This window comes from Pseudarthrobacter sp. R1 (assembly GCF_024494415.1).
Lineage (GTDB): Bacteria > Actinomycetota > Actinomycetes > Actinomycetales > Micrococcaceae > Arthrobacter.
In genome coordinates this window covers 1,035,250-1,061,316 of the sequence record NZ_JAMKFI010000008.1, presented here as the reverse complement: position 1 = coordinate 1,061,316, position 26,067 = coordinate 1,035,250, and the positions used below count along the sequence as shown (strand labels likewise).

29 protein-coding genes and 4 pseudogenes are annotated in these 26,067 nt (G+C 65.2%); 16 read left to right on the top strand and 17 right to left on the bottom strand.

Annotation, left to right across the window (positions count from 1 at the left end; all coding sequences use genetic code 11):
* Window positions 1-352: 352 nt before the first annotated feature.
* The 5 genes from M8J71_RS15780 to M8J71_RS15760 all read left to right on the top strand — a co-directional run bounded on the left by M8J71_RS15780 (window position 353) and on the right by M8J71_RS15760 (window position 5,470).
* Complete coding sequence (locus M8J71_RS15780; protein WP_256248737.1) at window positions 353-688, top strand: hypothetical protein; 336 nt, start codon at window positions 353-355, stop codon at window positions 686-688.
* A complete protein-coding gene (locus M8J71_RS15775; protein WP_305479741.1) occupies window positions 666-926 on the top strand; it encodes a hypothetical protein in 261 nt (86 codons plus the stop codon). Before M8J71_RS15780 ends, M8J71_RS15775 begins: the two co-directional genes overlap by 23 nt.
* A gap of 61 nt (window positions 927-987) precedes the next feature.
* Entirely contained in the window at window positions 988-2,181 is a 1,194-nt protein-coding gene (locus M8J71_RS15770) for a tyrosine-type recombinase/integrase (RefSeq protein ID WP_139030547.1), read from the top strand.
* The gene (locus M8J71_RS15765; RefSeq protein WP_139030546.1) at window positions 2,178-4,889 is read left to right on the top strand and encodes a tyrosine-type recombinase/integrase; all 2,712 of its coding nucleotides are present in this window, start codon (window positions 2,178-2,180) and stop codon (window positions 4,887-4,889) included. The genes M8J71_RS15770 and M8J71_RS15765 overlap by 4 nt, the downstream gene beginning before the upstream one ends.
* A gap of 89 nt (window positions 4,890-4,978) precedes the next feature.
* On the top strand, window positions 4,979-5,470 hold the full coding sequence (locus M8J71_RS15760; protein ID WP_256248736.1) for a hypothetical protein: 492 nt from the start codon (window positions 4,979-4,981) through the stop codon (window positions 5,468-5,470).
* 40 nt (window positions 5,471-5,510) lie between these two features.
* Here the strand turns inward: M8J71_RS15760 and M8J71_RS15755 are convergent, their stop codons facing one another.
* The 11 genes and pseudogenes from M8J71_RS15755 to M8J71_RS15705 all read right to left on the bottom strand — a co-directional run bounded on the left by M8J71_RS15755 (window position 5,511) and on the right by M8J71_RS15705 (window position 13,160).
* A complete protein-coding gene (locus tag M8J71_RS15755; protein WP_256248734.1) occupies window positions 5,511-5,987 on the bottom strand; it encodes a universal stress protein in 477 nt (158 codons plus the stop codon).
* Between the two features lie 160 nt (window positions 5,988-6,147).
* Window positions 6,148-6,568, bottom strand: a pseudogene (locus M8J71_RS15750) (arsenate-mycothiol transferase ArsC).
* Window positions 6,565-7,239, bottom strand: a complete 675-nt coding sequence (locus tag M8J71_RS15745; RefSeq protein ID WP_256248733.1) for an arsenate reductase ArsC — start codon at window positions 7,237-7,239, stop codon at window positions 6,565-6,567. The pseudogene M8J71_RS15750 and the gene M8J71_RS15745 overlap by 4 nt, the downstream one beginning before the upstream one ends.
* A 33-nt stretch (window positions 7,240-7,272) precedes the next feature.
* Window positions 7,273-8,222 (bottom strand): annotated as a pseudogene (locus M8J71_RS15740) (FAD-dependent oxidoreductase); the annotation flags it as partial.
* Between the two features lie 45 nt (window positions 8,223-8,267).
* Complete coding sequence (locus tag M8J71_RS15735) at window positions 8,268-8,645, bottom strand: ArsR/SmtB family transcription factor (RefSeq protein WP_139030542.1); 378 nt, start codon at window positions 8,643-8,645, stop codon at window positions 8,268-8,270.
* Window positions 8,629-9,891: an MFS transporter gene (locus tag M8J71_RS15730; RefSeq protein ID WP_139030541.1), complete on the bottom strand. Its 1,263-nt coding sequence runs from the start codon at window positions 9,889-9,891 to the stop codon at window positions 8,629-8,631. Before M8J71_RS15730 ends, M8J71_RS15735 begins: the two co-directional genes overlap by 17 nt.
* A 320-nt stretch (window positions 9,892-10,211) precedes the next feature.
* Window positions 10,212-11,711 carry a multicopper oxidase family protein gene (locus M8J71_RS15725; RefSeq protein WP_139030559.1) on the bottom strand — a complete coding sequence of 500 codons (1,500 nt, stop codon included), beginning with the start codon at window positions 11,709-11,711 and terminating at the stop codon, window positions 10,212-10,214.
* On the bottom strand, window positions 11,711-11,974 hold the full coding sequence (locus M8J71_RS15720; RefSeq protein WP_043471836.1) for an SHOCT domain-containing protein: 264 nt from the start codon (window positions 11,972-11,974) through the stop codon (window positions 11,711-11,713). The genes M8J71_RS15725 and M8J71_RS15720 overlap by 1 nt, the downstream gene beginning before the upstream one ends.
* Before the next feature lie 100 nt (window positions 11,975-12,074).
* Entirely contained in the window at window positions 12,075-12,401 is a 327-nt protein-coding gene (locus tag M8J71_RS15715; RefSeq protein WP_139030540.1) for a hypothetical protein, read from the bottom strand.
* Window positions 12,402-12,418: 17 nt separating this feature from the next.
* Window positions 12,419-12,844 (bottom strand): DUF302 domain-containing protein, encoded by a 426-nt coding sequence (locus M8J71_RS15710; protein ID WP_014923377.1) that lies wholly within the window; start codon window positions 12,842-12,844, stop codon window positions 12,419-12,421.
* Window positions 12,845-12,902: 58 nt separating this feature from the next.
* The gene (locus M8J71_RS15705; protein WP_014923376.1) at window positions 12,903-13,160 is read right to left on the bottom strand and encodes a metal-sensitive transcriptional regulator; all 258 of its coding nucleotides are present in this window, start codon (window positions 13,158-13,160) and stop codon (window positions 12,903-12,905) included.
* Between the two features lie 131 nt (window positions 13,161-13,291).
* Between M8J71_RS15705 and M8J71_RS15700 the strand changes: the two genes are divergently transcribed.
* From M8J71_RS15700 to lgt, 9 genes are all read left to right on the top strand, one after another.
* The gene (locus tag M8J71_RS15700; protein ID WP_256248732.1) at window positions 13,292-13,912 is read left to right on the top strand and encodes a rhodanese-like domain-containing protein; all 621 of its coding nucleotides are present in this window, start codon (window positions 13,292-13,294) and stop codon (window positions 13,910-13,912) included.
* On the top strand, window positions 13,909-14,667 hold the full coding sequence (locus M8J71_RS15695; protein ID WP_139030537.1) for a sulfite exporter TauE/SafE family protein: 759 nt from the start codon (window positions 13,909-13,911) through the stop codon (window positions 14,665-14,667). Before M8J71_RS15700 ends, M8J71_RS15695 begins: the two co-directional genes overlap by 4 nt.
* Before the next feature lie 45 nt (window positions 14,668-14,712).
* Window positions 14,713-15,054 carry a rhodanese-like domain-containing protein gene (locus tag M8J71_RS15690; protein ID WP_139030536.1) on the top strand — a complete coding sequence of 114 codons (342 nt, stop codon included), beginning with the start codon at window positions 14,713-14,715 and terminating at the stop codon, window positions 15,052-15,054.
* 30 nt (window positions 15,055-15,084) lie between these two features.
* Window positions 15,085-15,381: a rhodanese-like domain-containing protein gene (locus M8J71_RS15685; RefSeq protein WP_014923372.1), complete on the top strand. Its 297-nt coding sequence runs from the start codon at window positions 15,085-15,087 to the stop codon at window positions 15,379-15,381.
* Window positions 15,382-15,444: 63 nt separating this feature from the next.
* Window positions 15,445-15,807, top strand: coding sequence for a thioredoxin family protein (locus M8J71_RS15680; protein ID WP_256248731.1), 363 nt, complete (start codon window positions 15,445-15,447; stop codon window positions 15,805-15,807).
* Between the two features lie 112 nt (window positions 15,808-15,919).
* A complete protein-coding gene (locus M8J71_RS23670) occupies window positions 15,920-16,165 on the top strand; it encodes a hypothetical protein (protein WP_373683156.1) in 246 nt (81 codons plus the stop codon).
* Between the two features lie 150 nt (window positions 16,166-16,315).
* Complete coding sequence (locus M8J71_RS15675) at window positions 16,316-17,719, top strand: rhodanese-like domain-containing protein (protein ID WP_256248730.1); 1,404 nt, start codon at window positions 16,316-16,318, stop codon at window positions 17,717-17,719.
* Between the two features lie 92 nt (window positions 17,720-17,811).
* The gene (locus M8J71_RS15670; RefSeq protein WP_139030533.1) at window positions 17,812-19,098 is read left to right on the top strand and encodes an MFS transporter; all 1,287 of its coding nucleotides are present in this window, start codon (window positions 17,812-17,814) and stop codon (window positions 19,096-19,098) included.
* Between the two features lie 243 nt (window positions 19,099-19,341).
* Window positions 19,342-20,298, top strand: coding sequence for a prolipoprotein diacylglyceryl transferase (lgt, locus tag M8J71_RS15665; RefSeq protein ID WP_139030532.1), 957 nt, complete (start codon window positions 19,342-19,344; stop codon window positions 20,296-20,298).
* A gap of 109 nt (window positions 20,299-20,407) precedes the next feature.
* On the opposite strand, the gene M8J71_RS15660 is transcribed toward lgt, so the two are convergent.
* The 5 genes and pseudogenes from M8J71_RS15660 to M8J71_RS15640 form a co-directional block, all read right to left on the bottom strand.
* A complete protein-coding gene (locus tag M8J71_RS15660) occupies window positions 20,408-20,818 on the bottom strand; it encodes a four-helix bundle copper-binding protein (RefSeq protein WP_139030531.1) in 411 nt (136 codons plus the stop codon).
* A 122-nt stretch (window positions 20,819-20,940) separates the two neighbouring features.
* Window positions 20,941-21,813, bottom strand: a complete 873-nt coding sequence (locus tag M8J71_RS15655; RefSeq protein WP_139030530.1) for a F510_1955 family glycosylhydrolase — start codon at window positions 21,811-21,813, stop codon at window positions 20,941-20,943.
* Between the two features lie 82 nt (window positions 21,814-21,895).
* Window positions 21,896-22,534: a DUF305 domain-containing protein gene (locus M8J71_RS15650; protein WP_256249016.1), complete on the bottom strand. Its 639-nt coding sequence runs from the start codon at window positions 22,532-22,534 to the stop codon at window positions 21,896-21,898.
* A gap of 156 nt (window positions 22,535-22,690) precedes the next feature.
* Window positions 22,691-23,161 carry a hypothetical protein gene (locus M8J71_RS15645; protein ID WP_256248729.1) on the bottom strand — a complete coding sequence of 157 codons (471 nt, stop codon included), beginning with the start codon at window positions 23,159-23,161 and terminating at the stop codon, window positions 22,691-22,693.
* A gap of 84 nt (window positions 23,162-23,245) precedes the next feature.
* Window positions 23,246-23,501: pseudogene (locus M8J71_RS15640) on the bottom strand (heavy metal translocating P-type ATPase); the annotation flags it as partial.
* A gap of 5 nt (window positions 23,502-23,506) precedes the next feature.
* Between M8J71_RS15640 and M8J71_RS15635 the strand changes: the two are divergent.
* Both M8J71_RS15635 and M8J71_RS15630 read left to right on the top strand, forming a co-directional pair.
* Window positions 23,507-23,689 (top strand): annotated as a pseudogene (locus tag M8J71_RS15635) (GNAT family N-acetyltransferase); the annotation flags it as partial.
* A gap of 321 nt (window positions 23,690-24,010) precedes the next feature.
* Window positions 24,011-24,241 (top strand): hypothetical protein, encoded by a 231-nt coding sequence (locus M8J71_RS15630; protein WP_256248728.1) that lies wholly within the window; start codon window positions 24,011-24,013, stop codon window positions 24,239-24,241.
* A 10-nt stretch (window positions 24,242-24,251) separates the two neighbouring features.
* Here M8J71_RS15630 and M8J71_RS23460 read toward each other — a convergent pair whose 3' ends face one another.
* Entirely contained in the window at window positions 24,252-26,021 is a 1,770-nt protein-coding gene (locus M8J71_RS23460; protein WP_256248727.1) for a recombinase family protein, read from the bottom strand.
* Window positions 26,022-26,067: the final 46 nt, after the last annotated feature.

Below are 26,067 nucleotides of genomic sequence, written 5' to 3'. Positions count from 1 at the left end.
GGGCGAGAGTGTCCAAATTGAGATTCCTTCGCATGGTCTTGCCCGTAGGCCGGTCCGCCACCCGCGGCTATCCCGTCCTGGGTAGCGTTCATTGAAATTCCCGCCGTTCCAAAGTCTCTTGAGTTCCCGTAAGACCGCCCCCAAAAGTGCCCGGTTCTGGGGGGGCGGCAAAGGCAACCCACCGAAGCGTCTTCAGAGCACTGAATTCATCGAGCACGGGGCCTTCTTCAACAGCCTCCACCGCTTCAGAAACGGAGGGTCGTCAAAGACAGGTGTCTTCGCTATAGAACGTATGCCCTAAAAGCAGAGACGCGCCGAGGGCTAATGGGAATATTTGTTCTAAGGTTGTGTTATGCCCTCCGAAGAGTTCGCCGCTGCACTGCAAGCGCAGTATGCGCGGCGGGCCGGCCCGATCGGACTGACCATGGAAGAGCTCGACTTCGAACACTTCCCGGCCAAGAACGGGTATCCCGGAATCCCCGTCAAGGCATGGATCCGGTTCCCGAACTGCGCAGAACTGGTGGACGGCGAGGTCTTCGCCTGGACAGCGAAAGCGGTCGAAGTGACATGGAAGGACGGGCCGGTGACGTACCGGACCTGGGTGTGGAGTTCGGCGGTCACCCGCCGGGAAGAAATGATGAACAGGAACCTTGGAGAGCGGACCCGTGGCAGCAACAGCATCAAATAGCAAACCTCTGGACACTCCGGTGGAGGTCCGCTTCACCGCGAAGGGGGTTCCCCTGGCCGTCAGGCATGACGGCACGATCTGGGCCGTGGCCGCGGAACCTGTGCACTGGTTCACCCGCACCGACTGGTGGAACACCATCAAGCGGGCACCGGTGGGCTGCGGCGACCTGATCAGCGTCGAACACTGGCAGGTCCAGGTCCGGTTTATCTGCCCGCAAGTGGGGTTCACAGGCATGTAAGTTTTGAACTAGGGTCGTCTCGGAACGCACGGATTATCTACCCTTGACGAGGTACGTCCGCATGGCGCAGTCACCGGTCCCGTTTCCGTCAACCTACCAACCGAATCCCTCGATTTCGCGGCAGTGGATCGCGTTCAAGGTCATCCATAAGACCGGCGGCCCCTCCTGGGCCGTTGTGGATGCTTTCACCTATGATCTGCACCCTGAAGCCAGCTCGTACCTGCACTACCTCTTCGGCTCTGCCCGCTCTACGAACACCATCAGGGCGTACGCTCAGCGTCTGGCCGCTTTCTTCACATGGCTCGGTCCGGCACGGTTGAACTGGGCCGATGGCGTGCCCGTCGTTTCTCGGTTCATTCGGGAACTGGCTGTTTCTGCCTTGCCCGCATCTGAACAGGACACGGCATATCGTGAACCGCGCTACCGGAGCGGGAAGACATTGAACCAATACGCCGCAGCCCTGACCCAGTTCTATATGTGGGCCGCGCGCAGCGATCTGATCAGTGAGAAGACTGCCGCGGGCTTCTATGAGACCCGGATCGCGTATGGCTTTTCCGGCGACAGGCTCCTACCGGGCAAGGTTTCCAGGTCACGTGCAGTACGAGTCAAAGAAGTCGAAGAAGCCCCCAAGTTTCTCGATGAAGAGGGTGCCGGGTCACTGCTGGCGGCCACCGCGAACCGCCGCGATCGTTTCCTGGTGGCGCTGATGCTTGAAACGGGCCTCCGGATCGGCGAGGCGCTGGGGCTGCGGACCGAGGATCTGCATCTCTTTCAGGACTCGCGCGCCGTCGGGTGCGCGACCGCCGGACCTCACATCCATGTTCGGCGGCGCCAGAACCCCAACGCCGCCCTGTCCAAGTCCGCCACTCCGCGCAGAGTCCCGGTCACTGAAGCAGTGTGCACCCTGTACCACCTGTACGTTGAGGACCGGATCGACCGCTTGGCCGTGGACTCCAGCCCCATGGTCTTCGTCAACCTGTACTCCCGGTCCCACCTCGGGGAAGCGCTGAAGTACTCCAACGCCATCAAAATGTTCTACCGCTCTTCGACCCGTACCGGCCCCCGGGTTAACCCGCACATGACACGGCACACCGCGGCGACCCGATGGAAACGGGCGGGAGTGCCGGGACCGGACGTGCAGGAACTGCTCGGGCACCGAAGTGCCACATCGCAGCACGTGTATGAGCACGCCACCGACCAGGACCTTAGGGACGCCATCGAGGCTGTCCGCCCCATACCGAGAGGGCAATTATGAGCCGTGGACAAGCACTGGCCAGTGATGAGGCCGGTGTTCCGGCGTCGGCGGAACCCGTCGACCCGTCCCTTGACCTCTCCGCATTCCAGCAGTGGCTGGCCCGGGAGATCCACGATGACTGGCGCCCGAACGAATGGGACAGCGCGGCTTGGGTTTTCACCGGCACTCCCGGCCATCTGGGCACCCTCGTTGACGCATGCAGATTTCCCGGATGCTCCGGCCCATCCTTCACGCGCAGCAGCGGACTGTGCAGTGTCTGCCACGGACGCTATTCCCGGCACACCAAACGCATCGGTGCCATGAGCGCCGAGGACTGGATTGCCGGAGCAGTCCGGCTGCAAGGAACGAACTGGACACCGCAGATCGTCCCGATCCTTTGCTCAGTGACGAACTGTACGAACCGCAGTAAAGGCCTGGGTGTGCCCCTGATGGCTGCTACGGAGGGGAACCCGAGGAGATGGCATCAAAAGAAAGCACGGCTGCCTCCGCTATGTCTGGGTCATCATCCGATCCGCACCGTCGAAGACATTGCCGCGTGGGTGGTTGCCCAGGAGGCTAAGCCTGTTCGGGCGCCAGAGTACTGTTCCGTTCCCTGGTGCGGCTACAAACGGCACCCCGGTAACGGGATCGGGATCTGCCGGCTGCACGCCCAGCTCGTCATCGACCGCGCCGAACTGGCCCTGCACTTGGAACGGGAAGCAGTCGTTTCACTCGAGCCCGACGGCTACCGGGAAATCCACGCTCCCCCGGCCCGAATGGGCAGGTACGAACTCAGCTTTGCCCCGCTGCGCCGGCGGCAGCCAGGACTTGCCACGGAGCTGCTGTGGGCACTTCAGCACCAGGACCGTATCGGCTTCCCGATCAACCTCGTCACGACCAAGACGCTCATCCAGTCAGCGCTGAATTTCCCGCCAGGCACAAGATCCTTCCTAAACGCCGACACTCGGGCACTCACTGCAGGCAAGGTCATGCGTTCGGCTAATGCCTGGTCGATGTTCCGGGTCGTACGCGCACGACTGCTGGAACGCTACGTCCCCTGGTCCACCGGGGGCGATCTTCTCAAGTCAGACCTCATTCCCTTTGGCCTGCTGACGACCTCGTCGAACAGATCGGGCTCCGCCCGATCAATGGCTGCCCTGGACTTCCGACCCATCCCTTTCGAATGGGCACGACAAATGACGAAGCTATGGATTCTTGAAAAATCCACCACGGAAACTTCCTCGACCACGCTCATCACCCACATCGCACGGCTCTGCACCGGCTTCAGCATGCAATGCACCGCCCGCTCGCTTTCCCTGCCAGCCGATGCTTCCGCACTAACCCGCGAACATGGCAAGGTGCTGGCACAGGCCCTGGCCGCTCTGACCAGGATCGACGGCAAGCCCCTCCCCAACGATTACAAGCGCTTCCTCGGATCGACCGTGGCGGGAATGATCGACTACGCCCGGAAGCGCTCGGACCTGTTCGAGAAGACAACCCTCTCCTTCTCCCTCGACTATGACCTGAACATCCCCATCGAAGATGCCCCGGGAACAGATGAAGACGACGAAACTGGTAGGGCAATTCCCGAACCTGTCATCGAGTACCTTTTCTCCCGGTTACCCACGGCGCATGTCTCCAGCCCAGTTTCAGCCGCAGTCCCAAACGGCGTCTACAAAGCAGCCTTCACCTGCTACATGACGCTTTTGCGGGACGCGGGGAGACGGCCCAGTGAGATAGCGAAGCTTGGACGCGAGTGCCTTAGCTACGACCACACCGGTCAAGCCACCCTGTTGTGGCACAACGACAAAGGCAGGCGCAGGGGCAGGCGCCTCCCCATTTGGGCTGAAACTGCCGAAGCTATGGAAACGTGGTTTGCCGTCCGGGACCAGCACATCCCTGCCATGCCAGCAGGTCAGCAGGACTGGCTCTTCCCCACTTTCCGTTCCCGTGCCAGGGACAATCACTTAAAGACCATTTGGTTCAACCAACGGCTTAGGGACTGGATAGATCTCCAGCTCCCGGACCTGCCCGGACCGACCGACGGTCCTGGAGCAGGAAGCGCGTTCGACAAGAGGAATGTCTTCGCGTACGCCTTCCGACATTCCTACTGCCAACGGCTGGCAGATGCAGGAGTTGCCCAGGAAACCCTGCGCCGCCTCATGGATCACCGCTCCGCGGACACCACGGCGAGGTACTACACGGTGACCAACGCACGAAAACGCAAAGCCATCGAATCGGTCAAAAGGTTCTCCTTCGACATGCAGGGCACCCACGCCCCGGTGGCCGAAGACCTGTACTCCATGGCGGCCGTGGCCGTCCCGTTCGGCAACTGCACCGAACCGGCCAACATCAAAGCGGCAGGCAAAGCCTGCCCCGCCCGTTTCCAATGCGGCGGCTGCACATTCTTCAGATCCGACCCTTCCCACCTTCCTGACCTCAAGGCGCATCTGGAACGGATGAAGGAAGACCTCGCCTGGCAGGTCGCCCAGAACCTACGGCCCTCACTGATTGCCGACACGCAGAATGAGATCGACGCGTTTACCGCCCTCATCACCGCCCAGGAGTCGCGCGTGGCCGACCTGCCCGGCAGCGAAAGAGAGTCACTGGCCGAGGCAGCTGCGGTGCTGCGCCGCCTCCGCGCCAGCGTCCCGACCGCTGTCGAGAAACCCTTCATTCCGGTCGGAAGCCTAAAAATCAGGACCGACACAACAGGGGACCAGATGTGAGCGCGGGTTCAAAAACGGCGGCGATGGTGCAGCAGAGGAAGAACGACAGCAGTGCCAAAAGACGGGCAGTCCTCGCCACCATCCAAGCAATGAAAGCGACCAATACTCCGATTACGGTTGCGGAGATTGCGCGTCGCGCCCATGTCAGCCCGTGGCTGGTCCGCCAGCAACCCCTCCTTGAACACCTCAGGAAAGCGCAAGCCTGCCAGCTCGCAGGCGCCCAGGGGGGCGAGATACCCGCGAACTCAACCGCGGGCTCGCTCCTGGTCGAACGCGATCTTCTGCGCAAGGAGAACCAACGGCTCCGGCACGACCTGCAGAACCACCGACGCCGCATCTCCGAATTGCTCGGGGACCAGATAGACGGCACCGACGCCCAATCACAAAGCGTTCGCGTCCAGGAACTGACGGATCAAAACTCCATCCTTGCGGGGCAGGCCGGCGATGCACTTCAACAGGTGCACCACCTTCGCCAGAAGACAGATGAGCTCGCATCCGACCTGGCGGCAGCCCACCGGGTCAACCGTTCCCTCATGGCAGAACTCAACCGCACTAAAGGACACCTGCCCAGCCAATCGTGACTTCCAGAGCGTCCCCCACGGCCGGTCCCATCGGACTTCGCTACCTTTGGTCAGGAACGACGAGGACCGGACGTTGCTGTCTGTGAGTCAGGAATGATGAGACAGATCCTGCAAGGAACCTGTCCACCCTTGCCAGGGGTCCGGGGCGGTCGGCTCCAACGATGATTAATGAAGCCCCGGTGTTTTCGGCCAGACGGCACAGCGCCTTGGGAACGTCTCCGTTAAGCACGCGGAAGGACCACTGCTTTCCAGGTCGCCCCAGAAGCGCTTCGCGGCGGTGAAGCAGTTCATCTGCCGGGTACTCCGCTTCTTCATTGGTGGCCGGATCGAGCGAATGTGCGTCCCGCGACGTGTCCGGTTCCCATTCTGTGAGGTACCCGGCCGGGTCCACGAAAGCGCAGACCAGGTGTTGTCCCAGGGCGGTCGCGAGCTCCGCTGCGGTACGGATCAGATGTGGTGAGAACTTCCACTCAACACCGAGCACAATCGGGCCGGACGTCCATCCTTTAGTGGGCATGTGGGACTTTCGGCCGATGCGGCGGTAGCCAGCAGCGCGTAGTAGAGCACGCCCCAACCGGTGATTTGGATGATGCACAGCGTGGTGAGTCCATTGCGCGGTGCACCCTCCGCGGTGCACCCTCCGCGGCCAGTGTCGTGACGGCGCCGGGGCGGCATGGCTAGTTCCCGGTGAGCTCCGTGTAGAGCGTCTGGACCCGGGCCTTGATGTCGTCCCGGACCAGGCGCATCCGTTCCATCCCTTCGACCCCGCGCTCGGAGGGCTCGTCCGTTTCCCAGACCTCGAAGCGTTTGCCCTCAACCGGTTCCAGCTTTGCCTCTGTGCCAAGGACGATCACGGCATCCACAGTGTCCAGGACCTCGTCGGTAACTGTTTTGGGGTATTCGCCGGTGACGTCGATACCCAGTTCGGTCAGGGACTCCAACCGCCTGCGGGTTCAGGTCTTTCGCCGGCTTGGTGCCGGCGGAATAGACAGCAATTTTGTCTCCCGCGAGGTCGCGCATAAGTCCTGCGGCGAGCTGGGATTTGCCGCCGTTCTTGCTGCAGACGAACAAAACGGACGGAGTCGTTTCCTGGGTCATGAGGAGGTTGTTTCCTTTTCGGGTGAGACAGCGGTCAGTGAGGCGACGAGGGTTTTGACCCGTTCGTGGATCTGGTCCCGGATGTCCCGGACGGTGTCGAGGGGCTGGTCGGCCGGGTCGGGCAGGTCCCAGTCCTCGTAGCGTTTGCCGGGGTAGATGGGACAGGAGTCCCCGCACCCCATGGTGATGACGACGTCGGATGCGCGGACGACGTCATTGGTGAGGGGCTTGGGGTAGTTCTTCGTCAGGTCCAGGCCCATTTCAGACATCACGGTCACGACGCCGGGGTCCAGTTCGGCCGCAGGCAGTGACCCAGCGGACCTGACATGGATCCTGCCTTTGGCTTCGACGGTGAGCAGCGCTGCTGCCATTTGGGAGTGTCCGGCGTTCTGCACGCAGACGAACAGGACTTCGGGAACTTCTGACCCAACGGCTCCCTTGGACCTGACAAGGGCTGCCAGCCGATCGTTCGCAAAATGCTCGGTGGTGGCGGGCAGGTACGCGCTGATTTTCGCGGTGCGCGCCAGCGCCGTGTAGGACTCGAAGACGTAGCGTTCGACGGTTTCGGCGGCGAAGATCCCGGCGAACCGCTCGGCGAGCCGTTCACTGATGCGGTGCAGGAGCTCGGTGTTGTCCCGCAGGCCAAGGCCGGTATCGCGGTGTTCAGTCATGACAGCTCTCCACTAAGGGGTTCGTTGACTGCTTTAGGAGTTGTTGGCGCCGGAACGGCCGCGGGCAAGGCCTGTGGGGAAGCCCACCAGCACGGGTTCTGGTGCGGCGCAGCAGCCGGATTCTGCAGGTACGGTTTCCGCTGCTGCGGATGAGGCGACTGGGACGTCGCAGCTGGTGCCGGCGTCGGTGGAGCAGACCCCGGTCTCGGGAAGCTCAAGGTACACGGTGTCGGCGGACTCCTGGTCACCGGCGAGGGCGCAGCGACGGAGCGGACCTGCTCGTAGCCGGCGGCCAGCAGGAAGGTGGGGGCGCGGCCGTAGGACTTCATCCCCACAATGTAGAAGTCCTTGTCCGGGTGGGCGAGGAGTTTGGCGCCGTGCGGCGGGACAGTGCCGCAGGAGTGGAATTCGGGGTCGATCAGCGGGCCCAGCTCCATGGGCGCTTCCACTGCAGAGTCCAGGTTGAGGCGGAGCTCGCGCAGGATGTCCAGGTCCGGGCGGAAACCGGTGCAGGGAATGACGACGTCGGCCTCCATGGTCCGGCCATCCACGGCTTCGACCGTCACTCCGGAATCGATGCCCTCCAGGGTGCTGATGCCGAAGCCGGTGTGCAGTTGGATTTTTCCGGCTTCCACGAGCCGCCGGACCCGGGCCCCGAGCTGGCCACGCGCGGGCAGCCCGTCCAGGTCCCCACCGCCGTAGACTTTCGCGGCCGAGTCGCCCCGGACGGCCCACAGGATCCGGGTGTCCGGCTCCTCCTTGGTGAGGTCGGCGAGGTTGATGAGCGTGTTGGCGGCGGAGTGCCCGGCACCGACCACCAGGACCCGGCGCCCGGCAAACGAGGCACGGTCACGGCCGGTGACGCCGGGCAGCGGAGCGGAGATGCGCTCCTGTGTTGCTTCTTCGCCGATGGCTGGCAGCCCCGAGGTGCCCAGCGGGTTGCGTGTGGACCAGGTGCCCGAGGCGTCGATGACTGCGGCCACGGTCGCCTTTGGGTAGTGGACGTTAGCGGGCATGGGGAGGGGATGTCAGTCGTGGGTGGGTTCTCCGGTGGTTCGGTGGTCGGCGTGGTTGATGGTTTCGCGGATGAGCCGGATCAGGTGCCCGTCGTGGAGGGAGTAGATGACGTGCCGGCCGTCCTTGCGGGTGTCCACGAGGCCGCTGAGCCGGAGTTTGGCCAGATGCTGGCTGACCACGGTCCGGGCAGCCCCGGACGCGTCGGTGAGTTCGGTGACGGTTTTCGGGCCGTTGGAGAGCTGCCAGAGCAGGTGCAGGCGGGTGGGTTCGGCGAGCATCCGCAGCGTCCGGGCAGCTGTTTCGAGCAACTGCGGGCCCGGGGTGACCGGGTGGACCAGGGAAGGCTCCTGGGGGATGGTGCTGAACGCGCTGCTAGGACGGCTGCTCAACGTTCTGCTCCTCTTTGGTGGGTTCCTGGGAGGCCGCGGCGGTGTGCCTTGGCCAGGACAGGAATGCCGCTGCACTGCCTATTATCGCAATGATTGTCAGGGCAAGCGCGGCCCAGCCCAGTCCGGCGGCGGCTCCGATCCAGCCAGCCAGCGGGTAGGTCAGGATGTAGCAGGCGTGGGAGAGGGAGAACTGCGCGGTGAAGACGTAGGGCCGGGTTTCCTCGGTGGAGGCATCGCGCAGCAGCCGGGACGAGGGCGTGAGGATCGTGGAGTTTCCCGCGCCGAGCAGGAACCACAGCCCCAGCAGCAGCCACCACCCGGACCCACCGGCCCCCAGGATGGTCAGGAGTGTGGCGCCGGCCAGCACGGCAGGGATCAGGGCGGCGCCGGTGAGCATCACGGCACGGTCCCCGAACCGGTCCAGGACCCGGGGCGCTGACAAGGCGACGATCATGGACCCGACTCCGAAGCAGGCCAGGGCAAGGGCCAGGTCGGTGTCGGGGCGGTGCAGGACGTCGCGGACGTAGACCACGGTGTTGACGAGCACCAGGGCCGTCGGTGCTGCGACCACGAGGTTCAGGGCCAGCAGGGACCGCAGGCGCCGGTTGCGCCAGAAGATCCGTGCACCCAGGGTGGTCCGGTGCCACAGCGACGTCTGCGGCCCGGCCGGGGCGGAAGGCCGGGGCAGAACCGTGATGGTGACCATGAAGGCCGAGAACAGGAACCCGGCGACGGTGCCGATGAACAGGTTGTTGTAGCTGATCAGCGCCAGCAACAAAGCCGCAAGGGCCGGGCTGACCAGGGCTTCCATGTCGTAGGCCAGCCGGGAGAGGGACAACGCGCGAGTGTAGTCCCGCTCGTCCTTCAAAATGGTCGGGATCAGCGACTGGAACGCCGGGGTGAAGGTCGCGGAGGCGGACTGCAGCAGGAAGATCACGACGTAGATCTGCCAGGTGTCGGTGATGAACGGCAGGCACAGTGCCATCGCCGCCCGGATCAGGTCCGCCCCGATCAGGACCGGCTTTTTCGGCAGCCGCGCCACCAGTGCGTTGATCAACGGGGCCAGACCCACGTAGGCGAGCATCTTGATCGTCAGGGCCGTTCCCAGTACCGCTCCGGCGTTCCGGCCGGCCAGGTCATAGGCCAGCAGGCCCAAGGCCACCGTGAGCAGTCCGGTGCCGATCAGGGCCACGATCTGTGCGGCGAACAGCCGCCGGTAGGTCACATTCCGCAGAACCGCTAACATCAGTCCAACTCCCATAAGTGCATACGTGCGCGTATCTGCACTAATAGTAGTCGACTTTCGTCCTGCCCGTTCGCCCATCGACGGGCCAGACCGCAAGAGGTGTCTGCCTGGAGCTGATCCGCCGAAGCCTAACGGCCGTCTCAATGCCGGCGTCCGGTGCCGGCCGGAGGCATGCATCTCGTTTCGCTGCCTCGTCCCGGCACTATGGGAGCTCCTGCATTCGCCGGCGGGCCTACGCGTATAGCCGTGGGCTCGGCCAGGCCCGTGCTTCAGGCAGTATGGCCTTTCGCAGTGGGTTCGAGGCCCGGGAGGACACCGGGTCACCGGGCCTCGATCAGGCCCATCATGCCGCTGTCCTCGTGATCCAGAATGTGGCAGTGATAGACGGTTTTGCCGGTGAAATCATCGAAGGCGATCCGGACCCGGACATTGCTGCGGGCCGGGATGTCGACCACGTCCTGCCATCTGGGAGTGTCCACGGGCTGGCCTGCCTGCTCAATGATCTGCATGGGCCAAACGTGCAAGTGCATCGGGTGGTCCATCGGGCTCGTGTTCTTCAGCGTCCACTCTTCGACAGCACCGGCCGGAACCGTGGTGTCGACCCGTGCCGGGTCAAACGGTCTGCCGTTGATGGTAAAACTCATCATCCCTGAACCCTGTCCCATGCCGTCGCCCATGCCTGCGCTGCCGCTGCTGTTATTGCCCATGCCCATGGCGAAGACCAGTTCGCGCCGGGCGGTGACCGGCTCAGCGCGAAGGTCCCGGGGCGCCGGCTGCTCGGGGACCGGCGCGAGGGCGGCGCCGGGTGCGCCGGCGACGGTGAAGGTCGCCAGGGCGGTACCGTCGGGACTGGCCGGAGACCGCGTGGTCCCGTTGCCGCCCATCATGGACCCCATGCTGCCCCTGTTCACGGGCAGGGCGCGCAGCACGGACGTCCCCACCTCGGCGGTAACCAGCAGGTCCGCCCTGTTGCCGGGAGCCAGCAGCACCTCCTCGACGTCACGTGGGGTCCGGTGGCGGCCGGAGTCCAGGCCCAGCAGCTGCAGCTGCTGGCTGTCCAGTCGAAGCCTCAGATACCGCCCGGTGCAGGCATTGATGATCCTCCACCGTTCACGCTCGCCCGGCCGGGCGGCCAGGCGAGGATTCAGCTGCCCGTTGACCAGCACGAGCTCACCTTCCCGGCCCATCATTTTCTCCATCGCCGACACCGCGGTTATGCTTCCGTCTGCGTTCAGGGAAATGTCGGAAATCACCAGGACCCGTTCCCGGCTGGCAGGGATGGGCCGGGGATCCTGGACGACGATGGCTCCGTACAGCCCGCCGAAAATCTGGTCGGCGACCATACCGTGACGATGCGGGTGGTACCAGAACACGCCCGGCGGGTGGTTCGCCGGCAGCCGGTACTCATAATCAAAGGATGTTCCCGGTTCAATGGAAAGCAGCGCATTGTCGCTGTTGCCCTGCGGGGAAACGTGCAGCCCGTGGACGTGCAGATTCGTCACCTCCTCCAACCGGTTCTCCAGCGTCACGTTCAACCGGTCTCCGGCCTGAAGGAACAAGGTGGGTCCGGGAAGGGACCCGTTATAGGACAGCGCCGTGGCATCCCTGCCGGCGATCCTTACCCGTCCCGGGGCCGCTGAAAGCTTCAGCTGAAGCAGGCCACCGGCGCTGTGCAGGGCCTGGGGTTCGTTCAGGTCCTGCCCGCCGGCAGCCTGGAACCCGGCGCCCGGACCCCACAGCAATCCTGCCGCGCCCGCCGCGGCGGCCGCCGCCCCGGCGCCTCCCAGGAGCAGGGCACTGCGGCGGCTGAGAGGTTGCATCATGTACCGTCCCCAAGGACTTCCAGCCTTTCACGGTATTCCTCCGTGGTTATGTCGCCCCTGGCGTAGCGTTCATCCAGGATCCGCCGGGCAGTACTCACATCCGCAGGTCCGGGCCCGCCCGGGCCGGAGCCCTCGCCCCGGTTAGTCCTGCCGCCGGAGAAAGCCCGTACGGCAAGGATGCCCAGCAGGACGATACCGATAATCAGCAGCAGCCAGAACAGCCACGCCCATCCCATCATCGAACCATATCCGTCCATCATTTTCGCTCTCCGTTTCCTGCGGCATCGGCCGCTGTCCTGCCGGCTGCACTCCGCACCGGGGCCCGATCAGGGTCCAGCGCCGGCCGGCAGCGTCAAGGGCTCAGCGGATGTACGCCCAGCCGTCCCATTGACGTTGTGCACGTGCCCGACGGCGGCGGGAACCGTTCCGACCCGGCGCCAGGTCGGCTGCTTCCAGTCCGGCCGAGCGCATGCTGTTTTCGCGGGCCAGGATCCTGACGTCGTCCCGGAGCAGGCCTGGGAGGGACCCGGCGAGGTCTGTCCCCGGGCCGGGGCTGCCACCGCGGCCACCCTGGACGATCACTTCCAGCCGGACGCCCGCACCAAGTGCCCCGACTGCGTTGGCAGCGCTGTGCGGCACAGCCGGCAGATCAGAGGACGGGCCTGTGTGCAGGACTAGTCCGGGCATCGGGTTTCCTGACCCGCTCACGATGCGGAGCCGTCACCATCGGCGATCCCGGCCAAGGCGGCACGCAGGCGGGTGCCGGCGTCGTCGGCGATCTCCTGGACGGCCGGGGTGCCGCTGAGCTGGACCATGGTCTGGGGGTCGATGGCCTGGATGGTGGTGACAAGGGCGTCCTTGCCGCGACGGACAACGACATTGCATGGCAGCAGCGTGCCGAGCTCCGGTTCGGCCGCGAGGGCGCGGCTGGCGAGGGCGGGGTTGCAGGCGCCGAGGATCACATAGTCGCCCACGGCGCCGGCGGCGCCGGTTCCGAGTTTGGCCTCGAAGGTGGCGCGGACGTTGATTTCCGTGAGAATTCCGAAGCCCTGTTCATTGAGGGCGTCGCGGGTGCGCTGTACTGCTTCGGCATAGGAGAGCGGGACGGTGACGGTATGCGTATAGCTCATGCGGGACTCCTTGTACTCGGTTACGGGTGCTCGGCCGCGGGATTGGGCGTAACTTGGTCTAGGCGAGGGAGAGGAAGAGTTTCTCCAGGTCCTTCTTATTCATGCTCATGTCTTCCCGGACGATGCACTGCTCCAGGCCGCTGGCGATGATAGCGAAGCCGGCCCGGTCCAGGGCCTTGGAGACGGCGGCGAGCTGGGTGACGATGTCCTTGCAGTCCCGGCCCTCCTCCAGCATGCGGGTCACGGCTGCCAGCTGGCCCTGCGCGCGCTTGAGCCGGTTGACCACGGGGGTCAGTTCTGTTGAATCCAGTTGCATGCTGAGCTCCAAATAATGGGGTTTATGCATGCAATCATATACCCCCAGGGGTGTGTTGACTACCCCCAGGGGTATCTGAAATACTCGGTGGGGTATTCGTCTGCACCAACGTTTCGTCTGAGAGGACATCCATGAATTCCCCTTCCACATCAGTTTCCGCCGTCACGTCCCTGGCGCCGGAGACCCTGCGCAGCTGGGTGAACGAGCACCAGGACCTTCTCGTGATCGATGTGCGTTCCGCGGCCGAATTTGATTCCCTGCACATCCGTGGCTCCTACAACGTTCCCCTGCCGCTCCTCTCGGAGCACACCGAGGAGCTGGCCGCCCGGCTGGGCAGCCGCGTGGTCCTGGTCTGCCACTCCGGCGCACGGGCCGAGCGGGCACGCCAGCGCCTCGGCACAGCCGGCATCGACACCGCGTACGTTCTCACTGGCGGGGTTCCCGGCTTCGCGGCCGCCGGCGGGGACGTTGTCCGGGGCAAGAGCCGGTGGGATCTCGAGCGCCAGGTCCGCCTCGCCGCAGGTTCCCTCGTGATGCTGGGGCTGGCCGGAGGCAAATTCGTTTCCCCCAAGATCCGGATGCTCGCCGGCGCGATCGGCACGGGCCTGACCCTCTCGGCCGCAACCAATACCTGCGCGATGGGCCAGGCGATCTCTGCGATGCCGTGGAATAAAGCTGCCAAGGAACCCACCCGCGAAACCGCCATCCTGCAGCTGCCGGCGGTCACAGCCAGGCAGACCCCGGCAGCATGATTCCGGCCCTGGCGCTGGGCCTCTTCGTCGGGATCGTGCTCGGCGTCGTGGGGGGCGGAGGGTCAATCATCGCCGTCCCCGCCCTGGTCTATGGCCTCGGCATGAGCCCCGCCGAGGCCATCCCCACGTCCCTGCTGGTGGTCGGCGTCTCGTCGCTGGCGGCCCTGATCCCGCGGCTCCGCGAGGGCGTTAACTGGCCCGTGGTCCTGCTCGTCGGGGCGGCCGGCATCCCTGCAGCATGGGGCGGTGCTGCGGTAGGCCGGCTCCTGGATCCGGACATCCTGATGCTCGCCTTCGCGGCCATCATGGTCTTCGCCGGGATCCGGATGCTGGCCCGCACCACCGAAACCGAAGGCTCCTGCAGCACCGGGCACAACCGTGCCTTCCGCACCTGCGCCCCCAAAGCCGTGGGAACCGGACTCCTGGTGGGCTTCCTCACCGGACTCCTGGGCGTCGGCGGCGGATTCCTGATCACCCCGGCCCTCACACTCTTCCTGGGACTGCGCACGAAACAGGCCATCGGATCATCCCTGGCCATTATCGTAATCAACTCCGCCGCAGGCTTCGGAGCCCACGCCGCCGGCTTCACCATCGAATGGCCCACCGTCCTTGCCTTCGCGGTCCCTGCGCTCCTCGGCTCGCTCGGTGCCGCCCGCCTCGCCCGGCGCCTCACAGACAAGCACATCCGCATCTCGTTCGCGGTCCTGATTTTCGCCGTCGCGGCCTGGGTCACGGCCAGTACCGTCACCGCCTGACAGATCATCCGCACAGACATCCCGCACAAACCAAGGAGAACACCCATGGACCTGATCAGTTCCCTCAGAAAGGCCTTCAGCAAGCCCTACAACACGATCACCGTGGCCGAAGCAAAGGACCTGTTGGCCTCCGGAGCCACCCTGATCGATGTACGTTCTGCCCAGGAATGGCGGTCCGGGCGCGCACCGCAGGCCAAACACGTCCCCCTGGACCGGCTGCAGACCAGCACCGCCGGCATCCAGAAGGCGCGTCCCGTCATTGCCATGTGCCAGTCCGGGGTCCGCTCGGCCTCTGCGGCCCGGATCCTCGCCGCCCAGGGCTACGAGTCCTACTCCCTCCGCGGCGGCATGGGCGCCTGGGGCCAGGCCGGCGAACCCGTCCGCTAACAACACCCAGAACTTTCTAAGGAGAACCCCGTGGCTGAAATCACCGTCACCGAAACGGACCAGCGCCGCAACCAGGCCCGGATCCTCGATGTCCGCGAGGACTTCGAGGTCGCCGAAGGCATGATCCCCGGCGCCCTGCATATCCCGATGGGACAGCTGCAGACACGCCTGTCCGAGCTGGACCCGGCTGTGCCCGTCATCGCAGTGTGCCGCAGCGGCAACCGCAGCGCCCAGGTTGCCGATGCCCTCAACGGCGCCGGCTACACCGCGGACACCATGGCCGGCGGCATGATCGCCTGGACCCGCGCAGGACTCCCCACCACCTGACCTTCCTGCCGGAGGGCCTGCACCACTGACCGCTTTATACGCACCCGGAAGGACACGAACCTGATGGCAACCATCGACATCACCCAACAGACCCTCGCTGAGACTTTGGAGAACAACGACGTCGTCTTCGTTGACTTCTGGGCAGGCTGGTGCAGCCCGTGCCGCATGTTCGTCCCCACCTACCAGGCGGCGTCCGAAAACCACCCGGACATCACCTTCGCCAAAGTGGACACCGAGGCCGAAGAGGCCCTCGCCGCGGCGGCCGGCATCACCTCAATTCCCACCCTGACGGCCTTCCGGAACAAGACCCTGGTCTTTTCCCAGCCTGGCGCCCTTAATGCCGCCGGCCTGGAGCAGGTCATCCAGGGTGTAAAGAACCTGGACATGGACAAAATCCGCGCCGAAGCCTCACAGCAGCCGACCTGAAACCGACCTCGAAAGCGGAATCAATGCGCACCATAACGGCCGATGACCTCGCCGCCATCTATCCCCGTGCCGTGAGGAATACGCCACCGCCCACGTCCCCGGGAGCCGGAACATCCCGCTGGTTGAACTGTCTGTCCGTCTCAACGACCTCCCCGCCATAACCCTGCATCTCCTCTGCAGCTCCGGCAAGCGCAGCAGCCAGGCCACCACGATTCTCTCGGGACGCGGTTACGGCGCAGTGAACGTCGCCACGGCGGAATCACCGAGTGGTACCGCAACGGCCACCCTGTTACCTACGCACCCCTGCCGACGGAGCACCTCCGGCCCGGACGCCGGCGCTTACCTGCGTCACTTCTGACCCGGCTCCTCACTCACCGCAGGGGCGTCACCTGAACCCAGGCAGCACGGCCCGCACCCGCTTGCGATATACCCCCTGGGGTATTAGTATTATTTTCAGAACGACGGGGACGGGTTCCCCTCCACACCAGTTCACGAAGGAGAGCACCAGATGCTTATAGAGCGTATTTACGACGAAGACCTCGCCCAGGCCAGCTACCTGATCGGCTGCCAGGCGAACGGAACCGCGGTGGTGGTTGACGGCCGCCGCGACATCGCTGTCTACCAGGATCTCGCCGAGAAGAACGGCATGAAGATCGTGGCCGTCACCGAGACCCACATCCACGCTGACTACCTCTCCGGCACCCGTGAACTCGCCGCCGCCACCGGCGCGAAGATCTACGTCTCCGGTGAGGGTGGACCGGACTGGCAGTACGAATTCGACGGCGAACGCCTCTACGACGGCGACAAGATCACCATTGGCAATATCACCATCCAGGCCCGCCACACCCCGGGCCACACTCCCGAGCACCTGTCCTTCCTGGTGACAGACGGTGCCTTCAGCGACCAGCCCGGCTACCTCCTCTCCGGAGACTTCGTCTTCTCCGGCGACCTGGGCAGGCCGGACCTGCTGGACGAAGCAGCCGGCGGCCTCGACACCCGCTTCGAAGGTGCCAGGCAGCTCTTCGCGAGCCTGCGCGATAAGTTCCTCACCCTGCCCGACTACGTCCAGGTCCACCCTGCCCACGGCGCAGGCAGCGCCTGCGGGAAGGCCCTCGGCGCCATCCCCTCCTCCACTGTCGGCTACGAGCGGCTGTACGCGTGGTGGGGTCCCTACCTGGCTGCCAACGACGAGCAGGGTTTCATCGACGAGCTCCTCGACGGCCAGCCCGATGCCCACGCCTACTTCGGGCGGATGAAGCGCGAAAACCGGGTTGGTCCGACGATCATGGGCGAACGCGCCCCGCTGCAGGAGCTGGACCCCACCGCCGTCACCAAGGACCTCGCCGAGGACAAAGTGACCTTCGTTGACACGCGTCCCAACACCGAAGTCCACGGGGGCACGGTCACCGGTTCCGTGAACATCCCCGTGGGCAAGTCCGTGGCCAGCTACGGGGCCTGGGTTGTGAACCCCGAATCCGACAAGAACCCGCTGGTTCTGCTCGCCTCCGGTCAGGAACAGGCCCAAAAAATGTGGGACCACCTGGTCCGGGTCGGTATCGACAACGTCGCCGGGTACGTCACCGGCTTCGAGGGCTTGCCCACGTTCACCCCGAGCGTGATCCAGCCGGCGGAACTGGCCGGCTTTGACGCTGCAATGGTGCTCGATGTCCGCAACCGCTCTGAGCACACCGCCGGACACATCCCGGGATCACACCAGCTCAGCGGCGGCCGCGTCATGTGGCACCTCGACGAGCTCCCGGCCGAAGGCCCCATCGTGACCTACTGCCAAAGCGGCGTCCGGAGCTCCGTGGCAGCCAGCGCCCTGCGCCGCGCCGGCTACGACGTCGTGGAACTCGACGGCAGCTACGCCGCCTGGGACACCTTCCAGCGCTCTATGGCCTCCGCCGGCTGACCCGGCAGCGCCGAAAACAGTTCCACCCATAATCGGCGGCGGCCCGGAAAACCGGACCGCCGCCGATAGCAGTCCCTCCACAACGGAGCGCAATGATCTCAGGCAACACCCCCTCCCGCCACCAGCACAGGACAACAGACAGCTTCAGACTGGGTCTGCGGCAGAACCTGGCCCAGTTCATGCTCCTCGTCGCCGCCAACGCCCTCGTCGGCGGAACCCTCGGCCAGGAACGCACCGTGCTGCCGCTGCTCGCCGGGCAGGTCTTCCACCTTGATCAGTACACGTCCGCGCTGACCTACATCCTAGCGTTCGGGCTGGCCAAAGCCGCCACCAACTACTTCGCCGGCACCCTCTCGGACCGCTACGGCCGCAAGCCCGTCCTCGTGGCCGGCTGGCTGATCGCGCTGCCCGTTCCCCTGATGCTGATCTTCGGCCCGTCCTGGAGCTGGATTGTCGCCGCCAACGTTGTCCTTGGCGTCAGCCAGGGCCTGACCTGGTCCACCACCGTCATGATGAAGATGGACCTAGTGGGCCCCGAACGCCGGGGACTGGCGATGGGCCTCAACGAGGCCGCCGGGTATCTCGGGGTCGCCGGCACCGCCTTGACCACCGGCTACATCGCCTCAACCTACGGGCTGCGCCCCGGCCCCTTCCTCCTCGGCGCAGCCTTCATCGCCGTCGGCCTCGGACTCTCCATCCTGACCATCCGCGAAACGCACCAGCATGCCAAAACCGAAGCAGCCACACACAGAGCCGCTCACGCAGGAACCCACGCGGGGCTGAGCAACAGGCAAATCTTCACCCTGACCAGCTTCCGCGACAAATCGTTATCCTCGGTCAGCCAAGCCGGGATGGTGAACAACCTCAACGACGGCCTGGTCTGGGGACTGTTCCCCGTCCTCTTCGCCGCCGCAGGGCTGAGCATCGAACGCATCGGCATCCTCGCCGCCGTCTACCCGGCAGTCTGGGGAGCAGGGCAACTCGTCACCGGTGCCCTGTCCGACAGATACGGGCGCAAACCGCTGATCGCCGGAGGCATGCTCGTCCAGGCCGCAGCCCTGGCCATAGTTGCTATCGGAAACGGCTTCGGAACCTGGCTCGCCGCGGCCATCCTTCTCGGGGCCGGCACCGCCATGGTCTACCCCACCCTGCTGGCCGCCATCGGCGACGTCGCCCACCCCGCATGGCGCGCACGCTCCGTCGGCATCTACAGGCTCTGGCGCGACGGCGGATTCGCCATCGGCGCCCTGCTCTCCGGACTCCTCGCCGACGCCTACGGCGTCCCCGCGGCCATCGCCGTCGTCGGCGCCCTCACGGCAGCATCCGGCATCATCGTCGCCGTCCGGATGCGTGGCAGGGACCACAAACCCGCCATCTAAGGAAGCAGCGCCGCGCGAATTCAGGCAGAGGTTACAACATCCACGGGATCCATCGAGCCTGGCCAGGGAGGGGCGCGTTGCAGATTCTCCCGCCGGAATCCTCCCAATGATGCCTGCAGTAAGCCGGGGACACCCGCCCCGGCAACACGGATCAACGTGTACCGATCAAGCATCCGCTGCCTTTGCGATTACGATCAAGAAGGGCGTGATGGCCCTCTTCTCCTTAATAAGGGACAGATTCCCATGCAACCTTCAGTACTGCCCGGCTTCTTTATTCCGTCGCCGACGCTCAGCGCCGTCCAAGTCGGGCCGCTGACGATACGTTTCTATGCCCTCTGCATCCTGGCAGGCATCGTCATAGGCGCCTGGCTGACAGCCCGCCGCTTCCGGGCTCGGGGCGGCACGACGGCGCAGGCCATGGACATCATCATGTGGGCGGTTCCATTCGGCATCGTCGGCGGCAGGCTTTATCACGTCATCACAGACAACCAGCTGTACTTCGGGCCCGACAAAGACCCGTGGGGCGCTTTCCGGATCTGGGAGGGTGGTCTCGGGATCTGGGGCGCCGTCGCCCTCGGTCTGGCCGGCGCCGCTATTGGGGCACGGCGCACCGGCGTGCGCCTGGCAACATTCGCCGACGCCGCCGCACCCGGCCTGCTCCTGGCCCAGGCGATGGGCCGCTGGGGCAACTGGTTCAACAACGAACTCTACGGCGAGCCGACAAACCTGCCCTGGAAACTCCAGATCCACAACATGAACCCGGCCACCGGCCAGGCCGTAGTCACCGCCGACGGAACACCGGAAATCCTCGGATACTACCAGCCGACGTTCCTCTACGAGTCACTGTGGTGCCTGGCCGCCGCAGCGCTGCTGGTGTTCCTGGACCGCAGGTACAAGCTCGGGGCCGGCTCCGTATTCGCCCTCTACGTCGTCCTGTACACCGCCGGCCGTTTTGTCTTCGAACTGATGCGCTCCGACTACGCCAACACCATTCTGGGTCTGCGCGTGAACACCTGGGTTTCCGCTCTGCTCTTTCTTGCCGCCCTCGCTGTCTTCCTGGTCCTCAGATCCCGTCCGCGGTCCGGATCAACGGCTCAAAGCGCCGGTTCCGTTGATGGCTTCGATACTCGCGCAAACGGGCACGATCCTGGGAAGCACGACGAAACGGACGGCAAAGGGAATCGCCACCACGTGCCGTGAGGACCACATGGTGCCGCTGATGGCGGTCCTGCCTTCACCTTGGTCGCCCGGCGCTAAGTCGCCCGGCGGGTTGGATCCGCGCAGGCTGCGATGGTGCGCCCGAGGGGTCTTAGACCATCGAGTCGAGCAGGGCTGCGCAGGCGTTTTCGCAGCGGTGGCAGGCTTCCGCGCAGATCCTGCAGTGCTCGTGCATCCCGGCATGGCGTTCGCATTCCTCGGCACAGACGGCGCAGGCGGTCCGGCAGGCCTGAAGCGCCTCCCGGGTCAGGTCGGTGTTGGTGCCGGTCAGCCGGGTGAGGACGTTGCCGGTGGCGGCGCAGATGTCGGCGCAGTCCAGATCGGTGCGGATGCATACCGCGAGGTCGGCGACCATGTCTTCACCCAGACACGCATCGGCGCAGGCCGTACAGGTCTGGGCACACTCGAAGCAGGCAGCGATACATTCGGCCAGCTTCTCCTTGTCCAGGCTGCCCGTCCCCTTCGGATGCGCGCCGATCATTGCACTGATGTGGTGGGTCATGATCCTGCTCCTGTCATCGGTGACGGGGGGCTGGCTGTTACCGGCCCTCCGGCCCTACCCTAGACCGGTGGAGGCCACGTGTCTGCCCCTCCGTGGCCTCCGCCCGTCCCCGATGTCAGGAGTCAGGATGCGTTGGCGGACCTGAAGGTGGCCCCGCCGTCAGTGGAGACGAGGACTCCCTCGGCGGTGGCTGCCCAGACCGAGAGCTTTCCATCGGCGCCCTTGGCGGCGGCTATGGCCTGCACCTGGCCGTCGATCCGTCCTTTCCGTGTCCACGTCGCGCCGGCGTCGGAGGAATAGTGCACGGTGCCATCCGGTTCAACGCCCACGGCTTCGGTGGGGCGGGGAAACGTGGCGAACTGGATGACCGGGGCCTGCTTCTGCAGGGTCCAGGTGTTGCCGCCGTCGGTCGAGCGCTGCACTCCTTCCTGGGTGGTGGCCAGCACGGTGTCGCTGTCGGGGTGCCCGGCCAGGGCGGCGGGGGCGAAACCGGCGGCGACTGTTTTCCAGGTCTTCCCGTCGGGGCTGGTTCGCAGTTCCGCATCGGAGGCGATGATTCCGGACCTGGTTGTGGTGAGGGCGTGGAAGTCCGATTCGCCCTGCCGGGAGAGCGGTTCCCAGGTCTTGCCGCCGTCGCTGGATTTCATCAGCCCGAGAGGCTCGGGCAGGTCTGATCCCGGGCCGGGGTGGCCGGAGGCGTAGAAGGTGCCTTGGTCCTTGCCGGGGGTGAAGCCCATCAGGTCGTTGGTGGCGCCGATCTTCGTGGCCGGTTCCTTGGTGACGTCGAACAGGCCGTCGTGGGTGGCCATCAGCACCTGGCTGGTGTCGCCGCTGATGGTCAGGCCGTGGATGTGGGTGCCGGGCAGCCCGCTTGTTGCCGTCGGGGGTGCCTCGGTCGAGGGGGCGTTGGGCGGGGTGCAGGCGGCCAGGGCCAGGACGAGGGCACCGGCCGTCAGGGCTGCGGTGAATGAACGGTTGGGGATTGGGAAGGGCATGGAAACTCCAGATGTCGGGAGGAGATGGGGCAGGCACCGCGGCCCCGGAGGGCCACGGTGCCCGGATGCTGATCAGCGGGAGTCAGAGACCTACCAGCAGTTGCCGCATTTCCTGGATCTCGGCTTCCTGCGCTGTGACGATGTCCTTGCTGAGCTTGACCGCGTCGGCGTTCTTGCCGTCGGTGGTTTCGGTCTTGGCCATCATGATGGCCCCTTCGTGGTGGGCGATCATTTGGGTGAGGAAGAGTTTGGCGGCCTCGGTGCCCTGTGCGGTCTCGAGTTTGGTCATGTCCTCCTGGCCCATCATCCCGGACATGCTGTGCGCGGAAGGCATGTTGGTGGGCATCGCGGTGGGCTGTCCCCAGCTTTGAAGCCAGCCGGTCATCTTCTCGATTTCCGGTCCCTGCGCGTCCTTGATCTTGGTGGCCAGCTCCGTCACGGCGGCGGGAATGCCTTCTTTTTTGAGCATGGTTTCGCTCATCGTCACGGCCTGCGTGTGGTGCGGGATCATCATCTGCGCGAACATGGTGTCCGCGTCATTGAACTCAGCGGAGGCGGTCGAGGTTGCCGATGCTGAACCCGAGGGCATTGCCGAGCCGCCGTGGTTCATGCCGGGCGTGCTGCTGGTCGCCGGGCTTCCGGTTTCAGTGCCGGCGGCGCAGCCGGCGAGGGCGATTGCTGCTGCGATCGCGGCAGCGGAAATGGTCAGGGTCTTTTTCATCTTCATCATGGAAATCAGCGTCCTCAAAAGTATCAGCGGCGCGTGGCGCCCTTGGGATTGCACGCAGTGACGGTCCCCTGAGCGGGGGCGGCCTGTTTTATGCGTGCCGATGTAGCTCGAAGCCGCGCCGGTAAGGACACGGCGCGTCGTGCCGGTTTACGTCCGGCTGATACAGAGGTCACCGGGAGAGGGGCTGCCCGGTGAGTAGGAATAGTTCGTGCTGGCTGCAGCCGCCGCACCGAAGTCCGTTAAGGCATAGGGTGCTGTTCCCGGCGCCGGGGCTGAAAGCGAGGTGCTTCCGGGGGACAACACGCAGGCATTGCCGCCTGCGGACATCTCCGGGCAGGACCCGTCAGGGCCGCAGGAAGAAGACCAGCCAGCTGCCGCGGTGCCAACTGCCGCGCCGTCCGTGGATTCGCCCGGTGCATCGGAGTGCCCGGTCGGCATACTCTGCAGTTCCAGCGACGGCCCGGCGGCTGCTGCCGGCATGCTGTTCGCTGCGCTCATTTGGTGTGCGCAGGTGATGATGTGCATGCCGAAGATACCAGCAATGATGGCCAAGGCCGCGGTCAGGAAGCCTGCACGAAGGAAGAACACGCTGAAGGGTCCACGAGATGGTGAGCTCACAACATTTCCCTCCCTTCCGTGCAGGTTGTTCAGAGCCTTAAGCCTACCGGCAGGGGTTATCCCTGCCGGATCAGAGCCTCTTGTTCAACGTGGCTGGGAGGGATTGAGTTTCAGCCTCCGCAGCAGCTGGGCGTTCAGAGCCACCACAATCGTGGACACGGACATCAGCACCGCCCCTGCTGCCGGGGACAGCACGACCCCGGCGAAGGCCAAGGGCACCGGCCGCCAAAGGAACCGCGAGGACGTTGTAGACGGTGGCCCAGATGAGGTTTTGCCACATCTCGGCGTAGCTGGCCCGGGACAGGTCCACCATCGACACCACAGCCCGGTGATCGTTCCCGTCGGCGCGGGATCTGGACCATCCAGGCCAGCGTCTTCCCCGAGAACGAAGCAAGCCTCAAGCTCCATCTCGCCCACGGCTACGTCATCGTCGGCCGCCGGCAACGCATCGCCAAGATGGGCCACGGACCCCTCAGCGGCACATGGCGTGACACCCTCCTGATCGAACGCCGCTCCCCCAACGCCTGATAGCGTACGTGCCTTACGTGACTCGCTTCCCGGCTCTGCGCTGACCAGCCAATACGCTGGGAAAGGGTAGATAATCCGCCTGACGTCCACTTCGGCGCTGCGAACCTTCGAGCTGCGCCGCGACCCTTTGTCCGAGCAGTGGCTGCTGGCCGGGATCAGCGACACCGGGACTGCCGCAGCCTGAGCCCCCTCCATCTCGTCGACTCATCCCCGAGTGTGACGATTCGACTCGTATCAGATTCCATTCGATTGATCCTCTGACTCATTAGTTGATAGAGTGCCGATAGGCATTCAAAGCACAGCTATCTGAGGCAGGCAGTCATGGCAGGACAGGTCACCACCGCTGAACGCGGTGTGGCTTCGTCTGCCTCTGCCTCCCCGCGCAGGCCAGTGCAGATCTCGGCGGCAGCTGCAGCCGCGATCGCCGTCCGCCCGATCCCGGTGGAGGCCATCCATGCCGGAGCCGCCGTGGCGGCCTCGGTGGCCATCCGGCGGGCGGAGGCAGCTGAGGCAGCCAAGCCCGCGCGCTTGGGTCGCCGTCGGGCCGCTTAGTCCCCGAGAGTCAGCTCCAGGACTGGCGCGAGCCCTTGACCCCGTGCTTGTTGCGGCGGTGGCTGGGCAGCCCGGGCAAAGGGAATTCCTCGCCGCACTCAGGACACGGCACTGGCTGCGGGTGCGCGTAGTTCATGTGGTGGCGCAGGTTGTTCCGGTAGCGGAACGTCCGGGGTTCTTCGCACTTGGGGCACTGGTAGCTGCCGTTCGAGGGCATGAGCGAGTACCCGCCCCCGCGGCGCGGCTCCTGGTCGTCCGCTTCGCCGAGATACCAGAAGCCGATCCGGCTCAGGTTCGTGCCCTGGGAGCCGAACATCCCCTTGACCGACCCGCGCTTTCCGTCGTCGGCGTAGACCACGACCTTGCGGAGGAAAGCCCTGATGATGGACTTCTGCTCCGTCTCGGAGAGCTCGAGGAACTCGGCCCCGCTGATGTCGGGGATCGCCCTCGGTCGCCCCTCGGTCTTCTCCGAGATCCGCATCTCGATTTGACCCTTGAGGGCCTCCTCCTCACCGATGCGGTTCAGCAGTGCCGACATCGCGCTGGCCGGCGCGGTGTTGATCTGGGCCCGCAGGATCAGGATGGAGTCCCCCAGGGCATCAGCCTGTTCGTGGAGCTCGGACAGCTCCGAGCTCATGCTCCCGGCCGCGGCCTGGTTCAGCCTCTCGGTCTGCAGCTCCATCACTTCGGGGCTGTCGAGCGATCCTGCGACGACGTCACGGATGAAGCCCTCCAGGGCTTCCCTGTTGATTGCAACGCCGGGGCAGTCAGCGCCGCGCATCCGTCCGTTGCACACGTACGCTCCCGACTCACCCATCGACCTGTTGCTGGTCATCTTGGTGCCGCAGCCGGCGCAGTAGACGAGGCCGACCAGGGGAAGGCCTCCGGCGCGGGCCCGGGTCCGCTTGAGCGGCTGGGGCTTCATCAGCAGGCGCAGGGTTTCCCACTCGGCCTCCGTGCAGACCGCCTCATGACTCTTGACCGGACGCCCATCCTTGTCGATGACGATCGTGCGCGTATCGCGGAAGTCCGGACCTGGGCCGGCGCTGCGTCCATCGGCCTTGGCCGTGAGGGAGTTGTATCCGGCCAGGAGCGGATGGCGCAGTAGCGAGGCGACGGCACGGTATTGGAACGGCCGGCCCTCGCGGTTGGTCAGGCCCTGCTGGTTGAGCTCCCGGACGATCTCGGCGACGGAGAGTCCGTCGAGCCGCCAGTCGACGATCCGGCGCACCGTCCGGCTCTCCTTCGGGTGCAGCTTCAGCGTCTTCACGCCGTCGGCATTGCGCTGTTCGGGCAGCACCCAGCCGTAGGGTGGCGGGCCGTTCCATCCACCCTTCTGGCGGATGTTCTCGGCGGTGCGCTTGAGCCGCTTGCTCGTGGTCGCCGCCTCGGTCTCGGCCAGGCCGCCGAGGACGGAGATCAGCAGGATGGTGTCGGGCGACCGTGGGGCGAACACCCGGTCGTGGGTGTAGATCGTCACGTTATGGCGGTTACAGGTGTCGACGATGCGGGCGGTGTCCATCAGCCGCCGCGCCAGCCGGTCGAGGTCCCGGACGTAGAGCGCCTTGACGTCACCCTCGGCAAGAACCTTCTCCAGGCGGTCGCGCTCGGGGCGGTTCCGGTCGCGGTACGCGCTTACGACCTCTTCGAAGATGTCCTGCTTAGCGACCTTGTGGTGGTGCTTCCGGCTTTCCGCCATGATCCAGGCGCGCTGGTCGACGAGCGACGCGTTGCCCTCGGCGGGGTCTTTGGATCTGCGGATATAGGCAACGGCTCGCACCCGTCAAGCATACATTTCTAAGGGTGGTGACCCCCTTGGTCTGTGT